Origin of the sequence: Bacillus fungorum, from assembly GCF_002746455.1 — a bacterium.
Lineage (GTDB): Bacteria > Bacillota > Bacilli > Bacillales > Bacillaceae_G > Bacillus_A > Bacillus_A fungorum.
This window is the reverse complement of sequence record NZ_NWUW01000020.1, coordinates 71,956-91,233: the sequence shown is the minus strand read 5'-3', so window position 1 is coordinate 91,233 and position 19,278 is coordinate 71,956. Positions and strand designations below refer to the sequence as shown.

Genomic DNA, 19,278 nt, shown 5'->3' with positions numbered 1-19,278 from the left:
GACCAAACTTCTCTCGCTAAAGAAAGTTGGCCTATATTTAACTTACCAAATTACAGATGAAATAGAAAGTGAAAATGTCACCTTTTAGGTGACATTTTCATTGACAAAATCTTTTTTCAACAACGTGAGAAAAGGAGAATATTGTATTCTCCTTTTTTATGTATAAATTTGAGGGAAGATAGGTAATTTAAGATGATGTGTATATACAATGTTAGGAGGAAAGTACATGCCAAATCCAGATAATCGAAGTGATAACGCTGAAAAGTTACAAGAAATGGTGCAAAATACAATTGATAACTTTAATGAAGCAAAAGAAACAGCGGAGCTTTCTAATGAAAAAGACCGTTCTGCTATTGAAGCAAAAAATCAAAGACGTTTAGAAAGTATTGACTCATTAAAAAGTGAAATCAAAGATGAATCTTAACAGAATGTACAAAAAGGGCTGACTTTTGTCAGCCCTTTTTCGTAATTGTAAAGTTTTCAACGAGTAAACGCCAATTTTGTGGAAATGGCAAGCCGATCTTCCAATAACTAATACCGCCAATGCCTTGTTCTTTCATTAAATTGAATTTACTTTGAATAGATCTCGCATCTTCAAACCAAACTTCGTGTTGTACACCGTTTTCGTCAAAGTAATTGAAATGTGGAGCTTGAGCTGTGAAATCATAGCGGATAGGAACATTGTATTTACGAGCAAGTGCAACAGCTGCAACAGAGCTAACTGCTTTTGCAGGTGGGTTTCCTTGTTTGAACGGAAGTTTCCAATCGAATCCGTATAAATTTTGCCCCATCATAATTTTTTGTGGAGGCATTTGAGATTTTGCGTATTGAAGTACTTCTTTTACAGGACCGATAGGAGAAATCGCCATCGGTGGTCCGCCTTGCCAACCCCAGTCGTATGTCATAATGACGACGAAATCAACAATTTGTCCTTGTGCTTTATAATCGTGAGCTTCGAAAAATTTTCCCTTTTGATTAGAACTTGTTTTCGGTACAAGCGTTGTACTCAACGTGTATCCGTTAGGTAAGCGTGTTTTCACATTTCGTAAAAAACGATTATACGCTTCGCGATCTTCGGGTGCAACACTCTCGAAATCAAAATGAATATCTCGCATACCGTACTTCTCAGCAGTTTGCAAAATGTTTGTAATAAATTTGTTTTGGATTGTTGCATCGCGTAAAATAACTGATGTCAGATCGGCACTAAAATTTCCGTTTTCAATATTTGTAATAACGAGCATAGGGATGGTGTTACCTTGCGTTGCAATATTAGCGATTTTAGCTGTTTCCGTTGGTTCTTTTAACGTACCATCTCTTTTTGCCTCGAAACTGAAGTAAGCTAAATATGTTAAAAATGGATTAATGGCACGTGTAGCATTAACTAAACTTTCTTTAATAGGTATAGTTGAAGGTTGTAAATAAGCGATGGATTCTACTGCTCGTTTCGTCCCTTTCGGTATATATAATTGCTGCCCAACGTGGAGAATGGATTTTAAAGATAAGTTATTCACTTTAGCTAAGCTAGCAAGAGGGACGTTATAAGTTTGAGAAATTCGATAGAGGCTATCGCCAGGCTGTACATAATAATTATTCCCTTTCGTATTCACGATCAGAGCCTGACCAACGACGAGTGTTTCAGATGGATTTAGTCCATTGTCTTTTACTATTTCGTCAGGTGTTGATCCATATTTTGATGCCAAGCTATATACGCTATCGCCACTACGAACCGTTACAATTTGAATCATATGCTTGCTCCTTTCGGTAAAAGATTCACTGTTTTTATTTTATTTTTGATTCCGCTGTATTATGATTAAATGTATGCAAGGTAGCAGAAGTGAAAGAAGGGAAGAAACAGTTAGTGTATACCTACAAAAATATATATTAGTGATAAAATATTTGTAGATGAAAAATATGAAGGTATATTCAATTGGTGATTTTGCAAAAAAAGGCAGGTAGGATAGAACAAACTAGTTGCCATCTTCAAGGGAAAATAAGCTAAGAAGATGGTTAAGGGGTTGCTGGAAAATGATGCTTGCGAAGAAAGTGAGAATCAAGCCGAATAAAGAACAAGAATTGCAACTTTGGAAATCTGTTGGTACGGCAAGATGGGCTTATAATTGGACACTGGCGAAGCAAGAAGAGAATTACAAGAATGGCGGAAAGTTCATATCAGACGGTTTTTTACGGAAAGAATTAACTGTATTAAAGCAGACTGAAGAATATGCTTGGTTGTACGATGTTTCAAATAATATAGCGAAACAAGCGATTAAAGATGCTTGTGAAGCATATAAGCGATTTCTCAAGGGACTGGCTGATAAACCACGATTCAAAAGCAGAAGGAAAGCAAAACTCTCTTTTTACAATGATAATGTCAAGTTAAAAGTAAAAGAAAAACAAGTTTTGATTGAGAAAGTTGGTTGGGTGAAAACATCCGAAAAGTTACCTGTAGGGGTTAAGTACTCTAATCCACGCGTTAGCTTTGACGGTAAGTATTGGTATTTGTCTGTCGGTATTGAACAGAAGTTTACAAAAGAGAAGTTAACGGCTGTTTCGTTAGGAATAGATATTGGAATCAAAGAATTAGCATATTGTTCTGATGGGCAGAGGAAGAACAATATAAACAAAACAAAAATGGTAAGACAGGCAGAGAAACGCCTTCGTAGGTTGCAACGTCAAGTTTCTCGTAAATATGAAATGAATAAGGAGGGAAACCGTTTTGTCAAAACAAGCAACATTATAAAAATCGAGAAAGAGATACGACAACTACATAGAAGGTTATCAAATATCAGAAAGAATCATCTTCATCAATTCACGAGCGAAATTGTGAAAACCAAGCCATTTCGCATTGTGATGGAGACGTTGCATATGAAAGGTCTGATGAAGAATAGACACCTAGCTAAAGCGATTGCGAAGCAGTGTTTATATGAGTTCAAAAGACAAATTCAATACAGGTGTGAAAAATATGGTATTGAATTTGTAGAAGCTGATACATGGTATCCTTCTTCAAAAATGTGTTCCAGTTGTGGAAGCATCAACAAAGAACTAAAACTTTCTGACCGTGTATACAAATGCACTTGTGGTCACGAAATGGATAGGGATTTAAATGCGGCTATCAATTTGTCACGGTATGAATTAGCCAGTTAACATCTAAAAAAGTTACGGCTAATATGTAGGATTCGTTGTATCCGAATTTACGCCCTCGGAGTGTTATATCAAACGAAAGTAGCTTCTGTGAAATCGGACACGTAGAACAGGGAAATAAACAAAATTTATAGATTTTTATAAGTTTATGGCAACGGCGAATACATATGTTTGTAGCAGAACATGAAGTTGAAATCCGTTATGCGGAAACAGATCAAATGGGTGTTGTTTACCATTCAAACTATTTAGTGTGGCTTGAATTAGGCCGTACGAAACTTATACAAGATTTAGGGTTTTCCTATGTTGAAATGGAGAAAGAGGGGATTATTTCTCCTGTATTAGACTTGCAAATTTCATATCGTAAAGCGATGCGTTACGGTGAAAAGGCAATTGTGAAAACGTGGGTGGACACTGTGAGCCCGCTTCGCGTTGTATATGGATATGAAATTTATAATGGTGAAGGTGATCTTTGTATTACTGCAAGTACGACAAATATTTGTGCGAAAAAAGAAGGATTCAGACCTGTATCGTTTAAAAAGTTCTATCCTGAGTGGTATGCGAAATATGAGGAAATTAAGAAAAAATAAAAAAGCGTGGCAGATGCCACGTTTTTTTATTTTTCATAATTAAATTGAGGGAAATCATCACCGTCGTTAAATGTAACAGATAAATTATGTCCATCGAAGAACCACTCATCATCACTTTCAATAAAGAAGTTAATACCTTCTTCTTGAGTTTGAACAGCAGGATGTGCAGGATCATCTTTACGAATACCTAAAGAAAGTCCTTTTTGCACTGTACTGCAACCACCGTATTGTACGAAAAGGCGTAGTGTTTCACCCGATTGCAAGTTTAATTCGTTTTTATACCATTGTGCTGCTTCTTTTGTTACGGAAAGATTCATGTATAGTTCCTCCAAATTATGTTGCTTTTTCTTTAGTATAAAAAATAACGCAAAAAGACGCTATTAATATGCTTCACGTTTTCTTTTTGCGTTATGTGGGTTACGATCTTATTTTTGCTTTTTTGAAAAGTTTGCTTTCGGTTCAGTTTTATTTATAATTCGTCCAATATTTGCACGGTGTTTATAAATAACCATACCTGCTAATAAACACATCGCAATAATGAAGATTTTATCCCCGCTAACAATTGATGCGATAACGGCAACGACAGCTGTTACCATAGAAGAAAGTGATACGTATCTTGTTGTAAATAAAAGGCTGAAAAAGACAACAGCTAAAATTGCAAAAACAACTGGTGAGTAGCATAATAGCACGCCAGCAGAAGTTGCAACTGCTTTACCACCACGGAATTTCGCGAAAATCGGATACACATGTCCAAGAACAGCTGCTAATCCGAACCATAGTGGATGAACATCTAACCCGAAAATAATCGGTAGACTCGTTGCTAATGTACCTTTTAAAATGTCAGCAATTGTAACGATAAAACCTGCTTTTTTCCCTAGTGTGCGGAATGTATTTGTTCCGCCTAAATTACCGCTTCCATGCTCACGAATGTCAATTCCATAACCAATCTTTCCAACGACTAGTGCGAATGGAATCGAGCCAAGTAAGTAGGCAACGATAAATAAAAGATATGTAGTAACCATAAGTTCAGTCTCCTTTATTCAAATGTGTTGATAAAGGGTAAAAAGAGTTTTTCCCGTATATTGTACCATACATTTGTAAAGAGCACATTTCTTTTTTGTAAATGAAAAATTCATTATTTCGTGCAAAAAATTTCACAGGAATGTTACATTTCTCACAGAAACAATAAGACTATATGTAGTAACATTTTAATCAAAAGACAACAACATATTGGTGGAGGGTTATAAATGTTACAAAAAAATACACGTGGAGAAGAATTAATGAGAGTGTTTGAGACAATTGTCCACGGCAATGAACAAGATTTAATGCAAGAAAATGCAAATGTAGATGGCCGCTCTCCGATGGGAGTAATGGGAACGTTCGCATCAGAGAGTGCGAAATATTATGCTATTGAAAATTTATTGTTAGATCAAGTGAAAAAAGCGATAAATCAAAATATATTATATCCACATGACTTAGACTTTTATGCGACGGGGACAACGACTTGTTCACAAATTCCGTTAGCACAAATACTTGCTAACGGTTTTCATACCGGACATGGACATATGAGGCAACCGCAAGACATTAAAAGTGCATTGGCTCTTTCCTCTATTATTTTTCAAGCGAATCAAAATATGCAGCACGGTGGTCAATCGTTTGCACTCTTTGATATTGATTTAGCTCCGTATGTGAAAAAAACAGTAGAGAGACATAAGAAACGATTACAGTCATATCCGCTTACGAAAGAACAAATAGTAGAATTTGCATGGAAAGAAACAGAAAATGATACGTATCAAGCTTGTGAAGCTTTCATTCATAATTCAAATAGTATGCATAGTAGGGGTGGGGGACAAGTACCGTTTATTTCAATTAATTACGGAACTGATACATCAAAAGAGGGACGGTTATTAGTTAGACAGCTTTTAAAAGCGACACAAGCTGGTCTTGGTAAAGGAGAAACACCGATTTTTCCTATTCAAATTTTTAAAATGAAAAAAGGTGTGAACTTTGAAGAATGTGATCCGAACTATGATTTATTTGAATTAGCGCTAGAGACAACAGCTGACCGATTATTCCCTAACTTTTCATTTTTAGATGCACCATTTAATGCAGTGCATTATGATGGACGCCCTGAAAGTGAAGTATGTTATATGGGATGCCGTACCCGTGTTATGTCTAACATACATGGAGAAGAAACAGCAATTGGAAGAGGCAATTTATCATTTACGTCTATTAACTTAGTAAAGTTAGCGTTAATTAGTGGTTCAAAAGAAGCATTTTTTGAAGCGTTAAATTATTACTTAGATTTAGGGATTAAGCAACTATTAGAGAGATTTGAGTACCAATGTACGAAGCGAGCAAGAGATTTTCGATTTTTATATTCACAAGGTGTATGGCGCGGAGGAGAAAAGTTACAGCCTGAAGATTCTGTAGCATCTATTTTAAAGCAAGGGACGCTAAGTCTTGGTTTTATCGGTCTTGCGGAGTGTTTAGTAGCTTTAACAGGAAAGCATCATGGAGAAGATGAAGAATCATGGAAACTCGGGTATGAAATCATTTCCTTTATGAGAGAGAGAATGGATAAAGCGACAGAGGAACATGAACTGAATTTCTCAGTAATTGCAACTCCTGCTGAAGGCCTATCAGGGAAGTTTGTGAAAAAAGATAGAGAGGAATTTGGAGTAATTAGTGGTATAACAAACCATAATTATTATACGAATTCGTTCCATATCCCAGTTTACTATAACATTCAAGCGATAAATAAGATTCGTTTAGAAGGACCTTTCCATGCCCTATGTAACGGGGGACATATTACGTATATTGAACTAGACGGAGCAGCAATGCATAACAAGAAGGCGTTAAAACAAATTGTGCAAGCGATGGCAGAACATGGCGTTGGATACGGTTCAATTAATCATCCTGTTGACCGCTGTAAGTGCTGCAGTTATCACGGAGTTATTGGAAATGAGTGTCCAAGCTGCGGAAATGGAGACGAAGCTAATATAGAAAGAATTCGCCGTATAACAGGCTATCTTGTAGGAGATATGTCGAAGTGGAATAGTGCAAAACGTAGTGAAGAGATGGATCGGGTGAAGCATAAATGAAAGTGATGAACATCATTCATGATAGTGTAGTAGATGGAGAAGGATTGCGGACAGTCGTGTTTTTTGCGGGCTGTCCGCATCGTTGTTTCGGTTGCCATAATCCAAAATCGTGGAATATTTGTAATGGAACTGAAATGACAGTAGAAGAAATTGTGAAAGAGATTGCAAGTAATACATTAACTGATGTAACATTTTCAGGTGGAGATCCATTTTTCCAAGCTGCTGAAGTGAAAAAAGTAGCAAAAGCTGTGAAAGATTTGAAAAAAAATCTATGGATGTATACAGGTTACAAGTTAGAAGAGATACAGAGTTCTCAAAATAATGATATGATAGAGTTGTTACACTATGGGGATGTTTTAGTCGATGGAAGATTTGAAATCGAGAAAAAAGATTTAACACTTCCATTTCGCGGAAGCTCCAATCAACGTATTATTCGATTGAAAGAGTAAAAAGGCGGGATAGATTATATGAATAAAACAGTATTACTTGTTGAAGATGAAAGAAGATTACGTGAAATCGTTAGTGATTATTTTCGTAATGAAGGCTTTGAAGTAATCGAAGCAGAAGACGGAAAAAAAGCGTTAGAATTATTTGCAGAGCATGAAATTGATTTAATTATGTTAGATATTATGTTACCAGAAATAGATGGATGGTCTGTTTGTAGACGAATTAGAAAAGAATCAGCAGTACCAATCATTATGCTCACAGCACGTTCGGATGAGGATGATACATTACTAGGGTTCGAATTAGGTGCAGATGAGTACGTAACGAAACCTTTCAGTCCGAAAGTGTTAGTAGCTCGCGCGAAGACGTTATTGAAACGTGCGGATGGCGTGGTAGGAGTAGCAGAAGAAAATGCTATGTCTTTAGCTGGAATAGAAGTGAATCGTCTATCTAGAACCGTTTTAGTAGATGGAGAAGAAATTATATTAACACATAAAGAATTTGAACTTCTTGTTTATTTAATGGAGAACAAAGGAATTGTGTTGTCACGACAACATTTATTAGATCAGTTATGGGGATATGACTATTACGGTGATGACCGAACGGTTGATACTCATATTAAAAAATTACGAAATAAGCTAGGAGATAAAGCGAAGCATATCGGTACTGTTATTCGAGTTGGTTACAAATTTGAAGAATAATTGTAACGAATTGTGTACTTTAATCTAGGGAAATGTCGATTTTATATCCTCTTTTGCAGGTAGAATGTACAAAAAATACATTTCTTGTCTACAATGATAGATAAGAGTATTTTTTTAATTGGATTTCACGATGAGTTCACAAGAAGGACACAAAACGTGACTATACTGAAAATACGAATTCACCAGAGAGGAGAAATAAAACATGGGATATTACGACGGACCAAATTTAAATGAAGAGCATAGTGAAACGAGAGAAGTGAGAAAATCAGGCAGTAAAAAAGGTTATTTTTTCACAGGTTTAGTCGGAGCTGTAGTTGGAGCTGTTTCAATTAGTTTTGCGGCACCATATATGCCATGGGCTCAAAATAATGGAGCGGCTGTATCATCATTCAGTTCGGATTCAAAAGTTGAAGGTACTGTAGTTCCTGTTGTTAATAAAGCAAAAAATGAAACTGATTTACCTGGTATGATTGAAGGCGCGAAAGATGTTGTTGTAGGTGTAATTAATATGCAACAAAGCATTGATCCATTTGCAATGCAACCGACAGGTCAAGAACAACAAGCTGGTTCAGGATCAGGTGTTATTTATAAAAAAGCAGGAAATAAAGCATATATCGTAACGAACAATCACGTAGTAGATGGTGCAAATAAACTTGCTGTAAAATTAAGTGATGGCAAAAAGGTAGATGCAAAGCTTGTAGGGAAAGATCCTTGGTTAGATTTAGCTGTTGTAGAGATTGATGGATCTAATGTAAATAAAGTTGCCACTTTAGGTGATTCAAGTAAAATCCGTGCGGGTGAAAAAGCGATTGCAATCGGTAACCCACTAGGGTTTGATGGAAGTGTAACGGAAGGTATTATTAGTAGTAAAGAACGTGAAATTCCAGTAGATATTGATGGCGATAAACGTGCGGATTGGAATGCTCAAGTTATTCAAACAGACGCGGCGATTAACCCTGGTAACAGTGGTGGTGCATTATTTAACCAAAACGGTGAAATAATTGGAATTAACTCAAGTAAAATTGCACAACAAGAAGTTGAAGGAATTGGCTTTGCCATTCCAATTAATATCGCAAAGCCAGTTATTGAATCACTTGAAAAAGATGGAGTAGTGAAACGTCCAGCTCTTGGAGTAGGTGTCGTTTCATTAGAAGATGTGCAAGCTTATGCAGTAAATCAATTGAAAGTACCGAAAGACGTAACAAACGGCGTTGTATTAGGTAAAATTTACCCAATATCACCTGCTGAAAAAGCTGGTTTAGAGCAATATGATATTGTAGTAGCATTAGATAATCAAAAAGTAGAAAATTCACTTCAATTCCGTAAATATTTATATGAGAAGAAAAAAGTAGGCGAGAAAGTAGAAGTTACATTCTACCGTAACGGTCAAAAAATGACGAAAACAGCTACTTTAGCAGATAACTCAGCTACAAAGAATCAATAATCGGAATAAAAGAAAGTCTCTTTCATATTGAAAGAGACTTTCTTTATCGGCTATACTAAAGGAATAGGAGGGATAAATTATGACAATTGAAAACCCAACTCGTACGGAAATTGGTGAAGTATTAAAGAAAAGCAAAACGATTGCAGTTGTTGGTTTATCGGATAAGCCAGAACGTACATCGTATATGGTTTCAAAAGCAATGCAAGATGCTGGGTATCGCATTATTCCAGTAAACCCAACAGTAGATGAGGTGCTTGGAGAAAAAGCAGTTGCTTCACTAAAGGATATTAAGGAACATGTTGACATTGTAAATGTATTCCGCCGTTCAGAATTTTTAATAGATGTTGCAAAAGAATTTGTAGAGATTGATGCAGATGTTTTTTGGGCACAATTAGGAGTACAAGATGAAGATACATACAAACTTTTAAAAGAAAAAGACTATACTGTAATAATGGATCGTTGTATAAAAGTAGAACATGCGATGACAAAATAGTATAGATTTAAAGGTAGAAAGATTGATTCAGCCCTCATTATAGATAAGTAGGGCCGATGAACGAGGTGTTCATCATGAGATTTTTTAAAGGCTGTTTTTGGGGATTGTTACTTGTAATCCCGTTTTGGATATTGATCATTTGGATCATAATAAAGGTTTGGAATATGTAATCTTGGCATACATATCCATTTCTCGTTGACAAACGATTATTTTTCTGAAATAGTAGCCTAGAGGAATCCTTGTGAAAAAACAAGGATTTTTCTATTGAAAATGGTATATAAAAGAGATAAGATAACTTGCCAAAACTATAGTCGAGGCGTTATTCTATAATAGAAACATATGTTCTGATTTTGGATTAGGAAAGGGGCAAGGAGTTTGGCGAAGCATCAGTTCCAATATAATGAAGATGCGATTCAAGTGTTAGAAGGACTTGAAGCCGTTCGAAAACGCCCGGGTATGTATATCGGGAGCACGGACAGCCGTGGATTGCATCATTTAGTATACGAAATAGTAGATAACTCCGTTGATGAAGCGTTAGCGGGATTTGGCGACGAAATTTCTGTCGTAATACATAAAGATAATAGTATTAGCGTTATAGATAAAGGGCGAGGAATGCCTACGGGAATGCATAAGCTTGGAAAACCTACACCAGAAGTTATTTTAACTGTACTTCATGCCGGTGGTAAGTTTGGTCAAGGTGGTTACAAAACGAGTGGTGGTTTACACGGTGTTGGGGCATCAGTTGTAAACGCCTTGTCTGAATGGTTAGTCGTAACGATTAAGCGTGACGGAAATATTTATGAACAACGCTTTGAAAATGGTGGTATACCTGTAACGACGCTTGAGAAAATCGGAAAGACGAAAGAATCTGGTACGGCAATGCATTTCAAACCAGATACAACGATTTTCAGCACAACAAATTACAATTATGAAACATTATGTGAGAGATTACGCGAATCTGCATTTTTATTAAAAGGGATGAAAATCTCAATAAAAGATGAGCGAAATGATTTAGAAGATGTCTTTCATTATGAAACAGGAATTGAAGCTTTCGTTTCATATTTAAACGAAGAAAAAGATTCAATTCACCCAGTTGTATACTTCACTGGTGAACAAAATGGGATTGAAGCAGAACTAGCATTTCAATTTAACGATGGCTACTCAGAAAATATTCTTTCGTTTGTAAATAACGTACGTACAAAAGATGGTGGAACACATGAAGCTGGATTTAAGACAGCAATGACGCGTGTGTTCAATGAGTATGCTCGTAAAGTAGCACTATTAAAAGAAAAAGATAAAAACTTAGAAGGTACAGATATTCGTGAAGGTGTAGCGGCTATCGTTTCTGTACGTGTACCAGAAGAAGTACTTCAGTTTGAAGGACAAACGAAAGGGAAACTAGGTACAAGTGAAGCTCGTTCTTCAATTGATGCCATTGTATCAGAGCATTTAGCTTACTTTTTAGAAGAAAACCCGGACGTAGCTACACTTCTTGTGAGAAAAGCAATTAAAGCAGCACAAGCACGTGAAGCCGCTCGTAAAGCGAGAGAGGAAGCACGTACTGGTAAAAAGAAAAAGAAATCAGAAGGTACATTAAGTGGTAAGTTAACACCCGCACAATCACGTAACCCTCAGAAAAATGAACTGTACCTAGTAGAGGGTGACTCTGCCGGTGGTTCTGCGAAACAAGGACGAGATCGACGTTTCCAAGCGGTATTACCATTACGTGGTAAAGTAATTAATACAGAAAAAGCAAAGCTTGCTGATATTTTTAAAAACGAAGAGATTAATACAATTATTTATGCGATTGGCGGCGGTGTGGGTAATGAATTCGATGTGGAAGACATTAACTACGATAAAGTTGTCATTATGACCGATGCAGATACAGACGGGGCGCATATTCAAGTATTGTTATTAACATTCTTCTACAGATATATGAAACCACTTATCGAAGCTGGTAAAGTATTTATCGCACTTCCGCCTTTATACAAAGTGAGTAAAGGAAAAGGGAAAAGTGAAGTGATTGAGTATGCATGGTCTGATGAAGAATTAGATAGTGTAACAAAAAAAGTCGGAAAAGGCTATATGTTGCAGCGCTATAAAGGACTTGGTGAAATGAATGCGGATCAATTATGGGAAACGACTATGAATCCTGAAACGCGTACGTTAATTCGTGTGAAAATTGATGATGCAGCAAGAGCGGAACGCCGCGTTACAACGTTAATGGGTGATAAAGTAGAACCGCGTCGTAAATGGATTGAACGCAATGTACAATTTGGTATGCAAGAAGAGGGAAATATTTTAGAAAATGAAATGATAATGGAGACGGAGGTGGAATAACATGCAAGCAGAGAAGTTTCATGACCTCCCGCTTGAAGACGTGTTAGGTGACCGCTTTGCACGTTATAGTAAATATATAATTCAAGATCGCGCGCTTCCAGATGCACGTGATGGTTTAAAGCCAGTACAAAGACGTATTTTATATTCTATGTATGTAGAAGGTAATGTACATGATAAAGCGTTTCGTAAATCAGCCAAAACAGTCGGTAACGTTATCGGTAATTATCATCCGCATGGAGATTCCTCTGTATATGAGGCGATGGTACGTTTAAGTCAAACTTGGAAAGTACGTAATGTTTTAGTTGAAATGCACGGTAATAATGGTAGTGTCGATGGGGACCCAGCAGCAGCAATGCGTTATACAGAAGCGCGTTTATCGCCAATCGCATCTGAGTTATTACGTGATCTTGATAAGGAAACAGTAGAATTCGTGTCAAACTTTGATGATACGAGTGAGGAACCGGTTGTATTACCAGCAGCGTTCCCGAATTTATTAGTGAACGGATCTACAGGGATTTCCGCTGGTTATGCAACAGAAATTCCTCCACATCATCTTGGAGAAGTTATTGATGCTACAATGATGCGTATTGATAAACCGAATAGTACTGTTGATGATTTATTAACAGTTATGAAAGGGCCAGATTTCCCAACAGGTGGTATTATTCAAGGGATTGATGGTATTAAAAAGGCGTATGAAACAGGTAAAGGTAAAATTATTATTCGCGGAAAAGCAGAAGTTGAAACGGTTCGTGGTGGGAAACAGCAAATCGTAATCACTGAAATTCCTTACGAAGTGAATAAAGCAAACCTAGTTAAGAAAATGGATGAATTGCGTCTAGATAAAAAATTAGATGGCATTGCTGAAGTGCGTGATGAGACAGATCGTACAGGCCTCCGCATTGTTGTAGAATTAAAAAAAGAAGCAAATGCTGAAGGTATTTTAAATTATTTATATAAAAATACAGATTTACAAATTCCATACAACTTTAATATGGTAGCGATTAATAACCGTCGTCCAACACTTATGACATTACCTAAAATTTTAGATGCATATATTGGACATCAAAAAGAAGTCATTACGAGACGTTCACAATATGAATTGCGAAAAGCAGAAAATCGTCAACATATTGTAGAAGGTTTAAAGAAAGCATTATCGATTTTAGACCAAGTAATCGAAACGATTAGAGCTTCAAAAGATAAGCGTAATGCAAAAGATAATTTAAGTGCGAAATTTGGTTTTACAGAAGCACAAGCGGAAGCGATTGTATCCTTGCAATTATATCGCTTAACGAATACAGATATTACAGCACTACAACAAGAGGCTGATGAGCTTAATAAGAAAATTATAGAGCTACAGGCGATTTTACAAAGTGAAAAAAGATTACTTCAAGTAATTAAAACAGATTTAAAAAGAGTCAAGAAAACATATAGTGATGATCGACGTGCTATTATTGAAGAGCAAATCGAGGAAATTAAAATAGATGTAGAAGTAATGATCCCACAAGAAGATGTCATCGTTACTGTAACGAAAGAAGGATATGTGAAACGTACTGGATGGCGCTCGCATAATGCCTCAAATGGCAAAGACTTCGGTATGAAAGAGGGTGACATCTTACTTGAACGATTCGATACGAATACGACAGAGACAGTCCTCTTATTTACGAATAAAGGAAACTATATATATCTGCCAGTATACGAAATGCCAGATATTCGTTGGAAAGATTTAGGTCAGCACGTTGCTAATATCGTTTCACTCGACCGGGATGAAACCATTATTTGGGCAACTGTCGTACCGAACTTTGAGGAAGAAAAGCGATTTATCGTATTTGTAACAAAGAATGGTATGATTAAGAAAACAGAATTAAATCAATATAAAGTACAGCGCTATTCAAGAGCGTTCGTTGCTGTAAACTTGAAAAAAGATGATGCAGTTGTCGATATATTTGCGACAGATGGAACGAGTGATATTGTTCTTGCTACACACGGTGCATATGCACTTATTTTCCATGAAGATGAAGTAAGTCCAGTTGGTGTAAGAGCAGCTGGTGTAAAAGCAATTAATTTAAAAGAAGATGACTATGTTGCTTCTGGTAAACCGTTAAATGGTGACAAAGATCAACTTATTCTCGTAACGCAGCGCGGTGCTGTAAAACGTCTAAAAGCATCAGAAATTGAGAAATCAACGAGGGCGAAACGAGGCCTTGTTATTTTCAAAGAGTTAAAACGTAATCCATACCGCATTGTCGGTATTGAAATTGTTCGAGACGATGAACTAGTTTACATGAAGACAGAGAAACACATCGTAGAAGAAATTGATCCGAAAGCGTATCGAAATAAAGACCGGTATAGTAACGGTAGCTTGGTGCTAGATGTTAATGATACTGGTGAAGTTATTGAAACGTGGACGAAAAAACGACCGGAATAAAAAAAGCATCTTGCTATGGATAATGGCAAGATGCTTTTTTCTAGGCAATTTATTATGTAAATAATAATAATCTTGTTATAATAACTGAATGAAATCGTTCTCATAAAGTGAAACTTTAATCAGTGGGGTCTTACTGCCCACAAATAGCGGGATAAATGGAGGGGCAACATGAAAAAAATAGGTGTAGGGATTGTAGGATTTGGATTTTCTAGTACAACATTTCATCTCCCATTATTACAAACGATAGAGGAATACGATATTCGTGCCGTATTATCTTCAAAAGAAGAGGTAGTAAAAGAAACATTACCGAATGTTAACGTCGTTAGTACAATTGATGAATTGGTGAAGCGAGCTGATATTGACTTAGTCGTTATTACTTCACCAAATACAACTCATTTTCCATATGTAAAAGAAGCAATATTAAACGGTAAGCATGTTGTTGTAGAGAAACCATTTGTTGTTTCAATTGAAGAAGGAGAAGAGCTTATTTCATTAGCAGAGCAACATAATGTAGTGTTAAGTGTATATCATAATCGTCGTTTTGATAATGATTTCTTAACGATTAAGAAATTACTAGGAGAAAATAGAATAGGGAATCTATACGCATATGAAGCGCATTTTGATCGTTTCCGTCCACATGTACGTGATCGATGGAGAGAAAAGAATTTACCAGGATCAGGTATACTATATGATTTAGGATCGCATTTAATTGACCAAGCATTATCACTATTTGGAAAACCAAATGCGATAAGTGCAGATATAATCAAACAACGACCAGGTGCAGAAATTGATGATTACTTCCATGTTATACTTCACTACGGTGTTAAGCGTATCATTTTACGTAGTAGCAGTTACGTAAAGCAAGCAGGTCCACACTTTACACTGCATGGTGATAAAGGTTCTATCGTGAAATACGGTATGGATTCGCAGGAAGAGCAATTAAAAAATGGGATGAAGCCAGGCGATAATGGTTATGGAGTAGACATTGAAGAGAATTTTGCTACTCTAGAAACAGAAGAAGAGTTAGTACGTATTCCAACAGAAGTCGGCTGTTATGACATGTATTATAAAGATGTAAGAGATAGCATTGTAAATGGTGAGAAACCACCTGTAACAGCGCAAGAAGGTTTAGAAGTAATTAAGCTGATTCAATTAGCGGTTGAAAGTAGTGAAACGGGTAGAGTTATCACTGTAAAATAAAAAAAGACACGAATTTCGTGTCTTTTTTATTAGGAATATGTGAATATGGCTAATTATTTAGTTTAATCGTTTATCATACATTAACTGGATTTGGATGCCGTAAGGATCTTCAATAATCCCGTATGCTTCACTAAATACATTTTTTTTAGCGGAGAGATTATTTTCACATGCTTATCGGAAATTAAATTATTATAAAATCTTTGTATTGAAAAAGCCCTTGAGATTTAAATATCCAAAGGGCTTTTTGGTGATTCTATGTGTTCTTTAGAAAAAATTATTTTTCTGGGACAGACAGTCCATAAAAGAACATCGTAACGATATCTTGTATATGCTTTTCACGATCGCCTTCAAGAAGCTGTGCCCCAAAATCATCACCCAATTTAGTAAACATTTGAATGTAAAGTAACATCATTTCTTTAGTAAGGTGAGGATTAATTTCATTATTATGCTGGGCTCGTTCTAATATTTCTAAATACCAAGGCAAGATTTTTTCGTTTTGATAAGTATAAATAAATTCTCGAAGTTCTTTGTCTCTTTGCATCATTTGTAGTAACATATCGGGCTGAAATAATCCGCCAGTATTCATTTTTCTTACAATCATTTTTTGCATCATATCATGGAAAGGTAATTTCTCTTCAGCAAGCTCTTTATAATATTGAAATTCAGATATGATAAATTCTTGTATAAGTTCTCTAAATAACGCATCTTTACTTCCGAAATGATTATAGATTGTAACTTGAGAAACGTTTGCTTCTTTGGCGATATGTTCTATTTTCACTTCATTAAATCCACGTTCTGAAAATAATAAGAAGGCTGCCTCTTTAATAGCGCGTTTTTTCTTTTCTTTCACTTTTTCAAAGCCGTTCAATGCAATCACCTCAATTAAAATATACAAGAAAAAATAATGGAAAACAATATTTTTGAAATATGGACATATAAATATTTCAAAAAGTTGTTGCGAATATGAAAGATGAGGAGTACAATAATTTTGAAATATCATATGTTAAATATTTCAAAAAATGAGGTGGAATTATGATTTCAGTTCAAAATGTCACAAAACAGTTTTCAAATGGAAAAGGTTTGTTTCATATAACCTTTGATGTAAAAGAAGGAGAAGTGTTCGGTTACTTAGGGCCGAATGGTGCAGGGAAATCCACAACAATTCGTAATTTAATGGGGTTTATAAAACCGACAGAAGGAAAGTCTTCCATTTTCGGATTAGATTGTTGGGACGATGCTGCGAAAATTCAAAGAGAAGTTGGTTATTTGCCGGGTGAAATTTCTTTTATTGAAGGAATGAACGGATTAGAATTTCTGAAGTTAATGCAAGGAATGCGCGGGCTAAAGGATACGAAAAGACGAGATGAACTAATAGAACGTCTGCAATTTGATGTAAAAACACCGATTCGCAAAATGTCTAAAGGAATGAAACAAAAAGTAGGGATTGTTGCTGCTTTTATGCATGATCCGAAAGTGTTAATTTTAGATGAACCAACATCAGGACTCGATCCACTTATGCAGCAAGTGTTTATAGATTTAATAGTAGAGGAAAAGCAAAGGGGAAAAACAATCCTTATGTCGTCACATATTTTTACTGAGATTGAGAGAACTTGTGACAGAGTAGCTATTATTAAAGATGGTCGGCTTGTAACGGTTGAAAATATTCATGATCTACAAAGTATGAGACGACAAGTGATAGATGTAACAGTATCATCGCAAGAAGAGATTGAATCTCTTGCACAATGTGATTTGCAATTTGAAGCGGTGAAAGGTAGAGAGGCGTCTATTATTGTACAAGGAAACTATCAAACTGTTTTACAAACACTTTCAAACTATAATGTAACGGCACTTCAAACGAGAGCACTGGATTTAGAACATTTATTTATGCATTATTACGATAAGAAAGAAGGGATAAAGCATGAATAAGCAACTATTTTTAGCTAGTTTGAAAGAAACGCAAAAAAGCATTTGGAGTTATGCTACGGGTGCAGCTCTTTATTTATGGCTATTAATTTGGATATTCCCTTCAATGGTATCAGCGAAAGGGTTAAATGAATTAATAAGTGCTATGCCTGATAGTGTGAAAAAAATTGTTGGTATGGAAAGTCCGATTCAAAACGTAATGGATTTTTTAGCAGGTGAATATTATAGTCTATTGTTTATTATCATTTTAACAATTTTTTGCGTAACAGTTGCAACGCATTTAATTGCACGTCATGTCGATAAAGGAGCAATGGCATACTTGCTAGCAACACCTGTATCTAGAGTGCAAATTGCAATCACGCAAGCGGCTATTCTCATATTGGGACTATTGATTATTGTATCTGTTACGTATGTAGCGGGTATAGTAGGTGCAGAATGGTTTTTACAAGATAATAACTTAAATAAAGAATTATTCCTGAAAATAAACGTAGTCGGAGGGATCATATTTTTAGTAGTTAGTGCTTATTCATTTTTCTTTTCTTGCATATGTAATGAAGAAAGAAAGGCACTTAGCTACTCAGCGAGTTTAACTATTTTATTTTTCGTAACGGATATGGTAGGTAAATTAAGCGATAAGTTAGAGTGGATGAGAAATATATCATTATTTACGCTATTTCGTCCGAAAGAAATTGCTGAGGGAGCGTATAATATATGGCCAGTGAGTATAGGTTTAACTGCTGGAGCACTTACTATATTTATAATAGCAATTGTTGTATTTAGGAAGAGGGATTTACCATTATAGAGTAGAAAGTCCACTATATGAGTGGGCTTTTTTTGATGAGGAGGAAACGAATGAATCATTTGTTTTTATTGTTTTAAATTTTATTTGTAAAATGTACAAATTCAGTTTGTGGAAATATTTAGCGCATATTAAAGAAGAATTACTCATTGTTCTCGGGACATCATCATCAGAATCAGTACTGCCGCGAATGATGAAAAAGATGGAAGACTTCGGGTGTTCAAAGCCAGTAGTAGGTTTAGTCATGCCAACAGGCTATTCTTTTAACTTGGATGGAACAACGATTTATTTATCCATGGCTACTATATTTTTAGCACAAGTCTTTCACGTCGATCTTTCACTAGGTCAACAATTAACTATAATAGCTATTTTATTAGTTACATCTAAAGGAGCAGCAGCAGTAACAGGCGGGGGATTTATTGTACTAGCATCTACTTTGTCTGCAATGAATGTTATTCCGTTAGAAGGGTTAGCGCTATTACTAGGCGTAGATCGCTTCATGTCAGAAGCACGTGCTATCGTCAATTTAATTGGTAACGGTATTGCGATTGTAGTTGTTGCAAAAAGTGAAAATGAATTTGATGATGAGAAGTATATGAAAGTAGTAGAGGGAATGAAAAGAGAGAAAATGGCCGGATAAAAAAGTCAGCTTTGCTGACTTTTTTATTTTTGTAGAA

Annotated in this window: 17 protein-coding genes and 2 pseudogenes; 14 read left to right on the top strand and 5 right to left on the bottom strand. The window is 35.9% G+C overall.

The features are described 5' to 3' along the window. The first annotated feature begins 226 nt into the window (after positions 1-226). Complete coding sequence (gene tlp, locus CO726_RS22690) at positions 227-424, top strand: small acid-soluble spore protein Tlp (protein WP_001133509.1); 198 nt, start codon at positions 227-229, stop codon at positions 422-424. Between the two features lie 28 nt (positions 425-452). Here the strand turns inward: tlp and CO726_RS22685 are convergent, their stop codons facing one another. Beyond that, positions 453-1,745: a glycoside hydrolase family 18 protein gene (locus CO726_RS22685; protein ID WP_048527572.1), complete on the bottom strand. Its 1,293-nt coding sequence runs from the start codon at positions 1,743-1,745 to the stop codon at positions 453-455. 280 nt (positions 1,746-2,025) lie between these two features. On the opposite strand from CO726_RS22685, the gene CO726_RS22680 reads away from it, so the two are divergent. After that, positions 2,026-3,144: an RNA-guided endonuclease InsQ/TnpB family protein gene (locus CO726_RS22680; RefSeq protein WP_099685768.1), complete on the top strand. Its 1,119-nt coding sequence runs from the start codon at positions 2,026-2,028 to the stop codon at positions 3,142-3,144. 164 nt (positions 3,145-3,308) lie between these two features. Beyond that, a complete protein-coding gene (locus CO726_RS22675; protein ID WP_087954624.1) occupies positions 3,309-3,728 on the top strand; it encodes an acyl-CoA thioesterase in 420 nt (139 codons plus the stop codon). Positions 3,729-3,754: 26 nt separating this feature from the next. Here CO726_RS22675 and CO726_RS22670 read toward each other — a convergent pair whose 3' ends face one another. Continuing rightward, entirely contained in the window at positions 3,755-4,045 is a 291-nt protein-coding gene (locus CO726_RS22670; RefSeq protein ID WP_098346148.1) for a HesB/YadR/YfhF family protein, read from the bottom strand. Positions 4,046-4,153: 108 nt separating this feature from the next. Then, complete coding sequence (gene plsY, locus CO726_RS22665; RefSeq protein WP_000258967.1) at positions 4,154-4,750, bottom strand: glycerol-3-phosphate 1-O-acyltransferase PlsY; 597 nt, start codon at positions 4,748-4,750, stop codon at positions 4,154-4,156. A 225-nt stretch (positions 4,751-4,975) separates the two neighbouring features. Between plsY and CO726_RS22660 the strand changes: the two genes are divergently transcribed. From CO726_RS22660 to CO726_RS22620, 8 genes are all read left to right on the top strand, one after another. Further along, a complete protein-coding gene (locus CO726_RS22660; RefSeq protein WP_099685767.1) occupies positions 4,976-6,832 on the top strand; it encodes an anaerobic ribonucleoside triphosphate reductase in 1,857 nt (618 codons plus the stop codon). Next, a complete protein-coding gene (gene nrdG / locus CO726_RS22655) occupies positions 6,829-7,281 on the top strand; it encodes an anaerobic ribonucleoside-triphosphate reductase activating protein (protein WP_099685766.1) in 453 nt (150 codons plus the stop codon). Before CO726_RS22660 ends, nrdG begins: the two co-directional genes overlap by 4 nt. 18 nt (positions 7,282-7,299) lie before the next feature. Beyond that, complete coding sequence (locus tag CO726_RS22650; RefSeq protein WP_001044683.1) at positions 7,300-7,977, top strand: response regulator transcription factor; 678 nt, start codon at positions 7,300-7,302, stop codon at positions 7,975-7,977. Positions 7,978-8,179: 202 nt separating this feature from the next. Then, the gene (locus tag CO726_RS22645) at positions 8,180-9,421 is read left to right on the top strand and encodes a S1C family serine protease (protein ID WP_099685765.1); all 1,242 of its coding nucleotides are present in this window, start codon (positions 8,180-8,182) and stop codon (positions 9,419-9,421) included. Positions 9,422-9,500: 79 nt separating this feature from the next. Next, positions 9,501-9,914 (top strand): CoA-binding protein, encoded by a 414-nt coding sequence (locus tag CO726_RS22640; RefSeq protein WP_098760078.1) that lies wholly within the window; start codon positions 9,501-9,503, stop codon positions 9,912-9,914. A 375-nt stretch (positions 9,915-10,289) separates the two neighbouring features. Further along, positions 10,290-12,254: a DNA topoisomerase IV subunit B gene (gene parE / locus CO726_RS22630; RefSeq protein ID WP_099685764.1), complete on the top strand. Its 1,965-nt coding sequence runs from the start codon at positions 10,290-10,292 to the stop codon at positions 12,252-12,254. Position 12,255: 1 nt separating this feature from the next. Continuing rightward, on the top strand, positions 12,256-14,679 hold the full coding sequence (gene parC, locus CO726_RS22625; protein WP_099685763.1) for a DNA topoisomerase IV subunit A: 2,424 nt from the start codon (positions 12,256-12,258) through the stop codon (positions 14,677-14,679). Positions 14,680-14,847: 168 nt separating this feature from the next. Continuing rightward, a complete protein-coding gene (locus CO726_RS22620) occupies positions 14,848-15,879 on the top strand; it encodes an oxidoreductase (protein WP_099685762.1) in 1,032 nt (343 codons plus the stop codon). A gap of 57 nt (positions 15,880-15,936) precedes the next feature. On the opposite strand, the pseudogene CO726_RS22615 reads toward CO726_RS22620, so the two are convergent. Continuing rightward, positions 15,937-16,085, bottom strand: a pseudogene (locus tag CO726_RS22615) (VOC family protein); the annotation flags it as partial. A gap of 68 nt (positions 16,086-16,153) precedes the next feature. Beyond that, positions 16,154-16,756, bottom strand: a complete 603-nt coding sequence (locus CO726_RS22610; RefSeq protein ID WP_136699822.1) for a TetR/AcrR family transcriptional regulator — start codon at positions 16,754-16,756, stop codon at positions 16,154-16,156. Between the two features lie 155 nt (positions 16,757-16,911). On the opposite strand from CO726_RS22610, the gene CO726_RS22605 reads away from it, so the two are divergent. From CO726_RS22605 to CO726_RS22595, 3 genes and pseudogenes are all read left to right on the top strand, one after another. Beyond that, positions 16,912-17,805 carry an ABC transporter ATP-binding protein gene (locus CO726_RS22605; RefSeq protein WP_099685761.1) on the top strand — a complete coding sequence of 298 codons (894 nt, stop codon included), beginning with the start codon at positions 16,912-16,914 and terminating at the stop codon, positions 17,803-17,805. Then, entirely contained in the window at positions 17,798-18,604 is an 807-nt protein-coding gene (locus tag CO726_RS22600; RefSeq protein WP_099685760.1) for an ABC transporter permease subunit, read from the top strand. Before CO726_RS22605 ends, CO726_RS22600 begins: the two co-directional genes overlap by 8 nt. A 58-nt stretch (positions 18,605-18,662) precedes the next feature. Further along, positions 18,663-19,241 (top strand): annotated as a pseudogene (locus CO726_RS22595) (cation:dicarboxylate symporter family transporter); the annotation flags it as partial. Between the last annotated feature and the right edge of the window lie 37 nt (positions 19,242-19,278).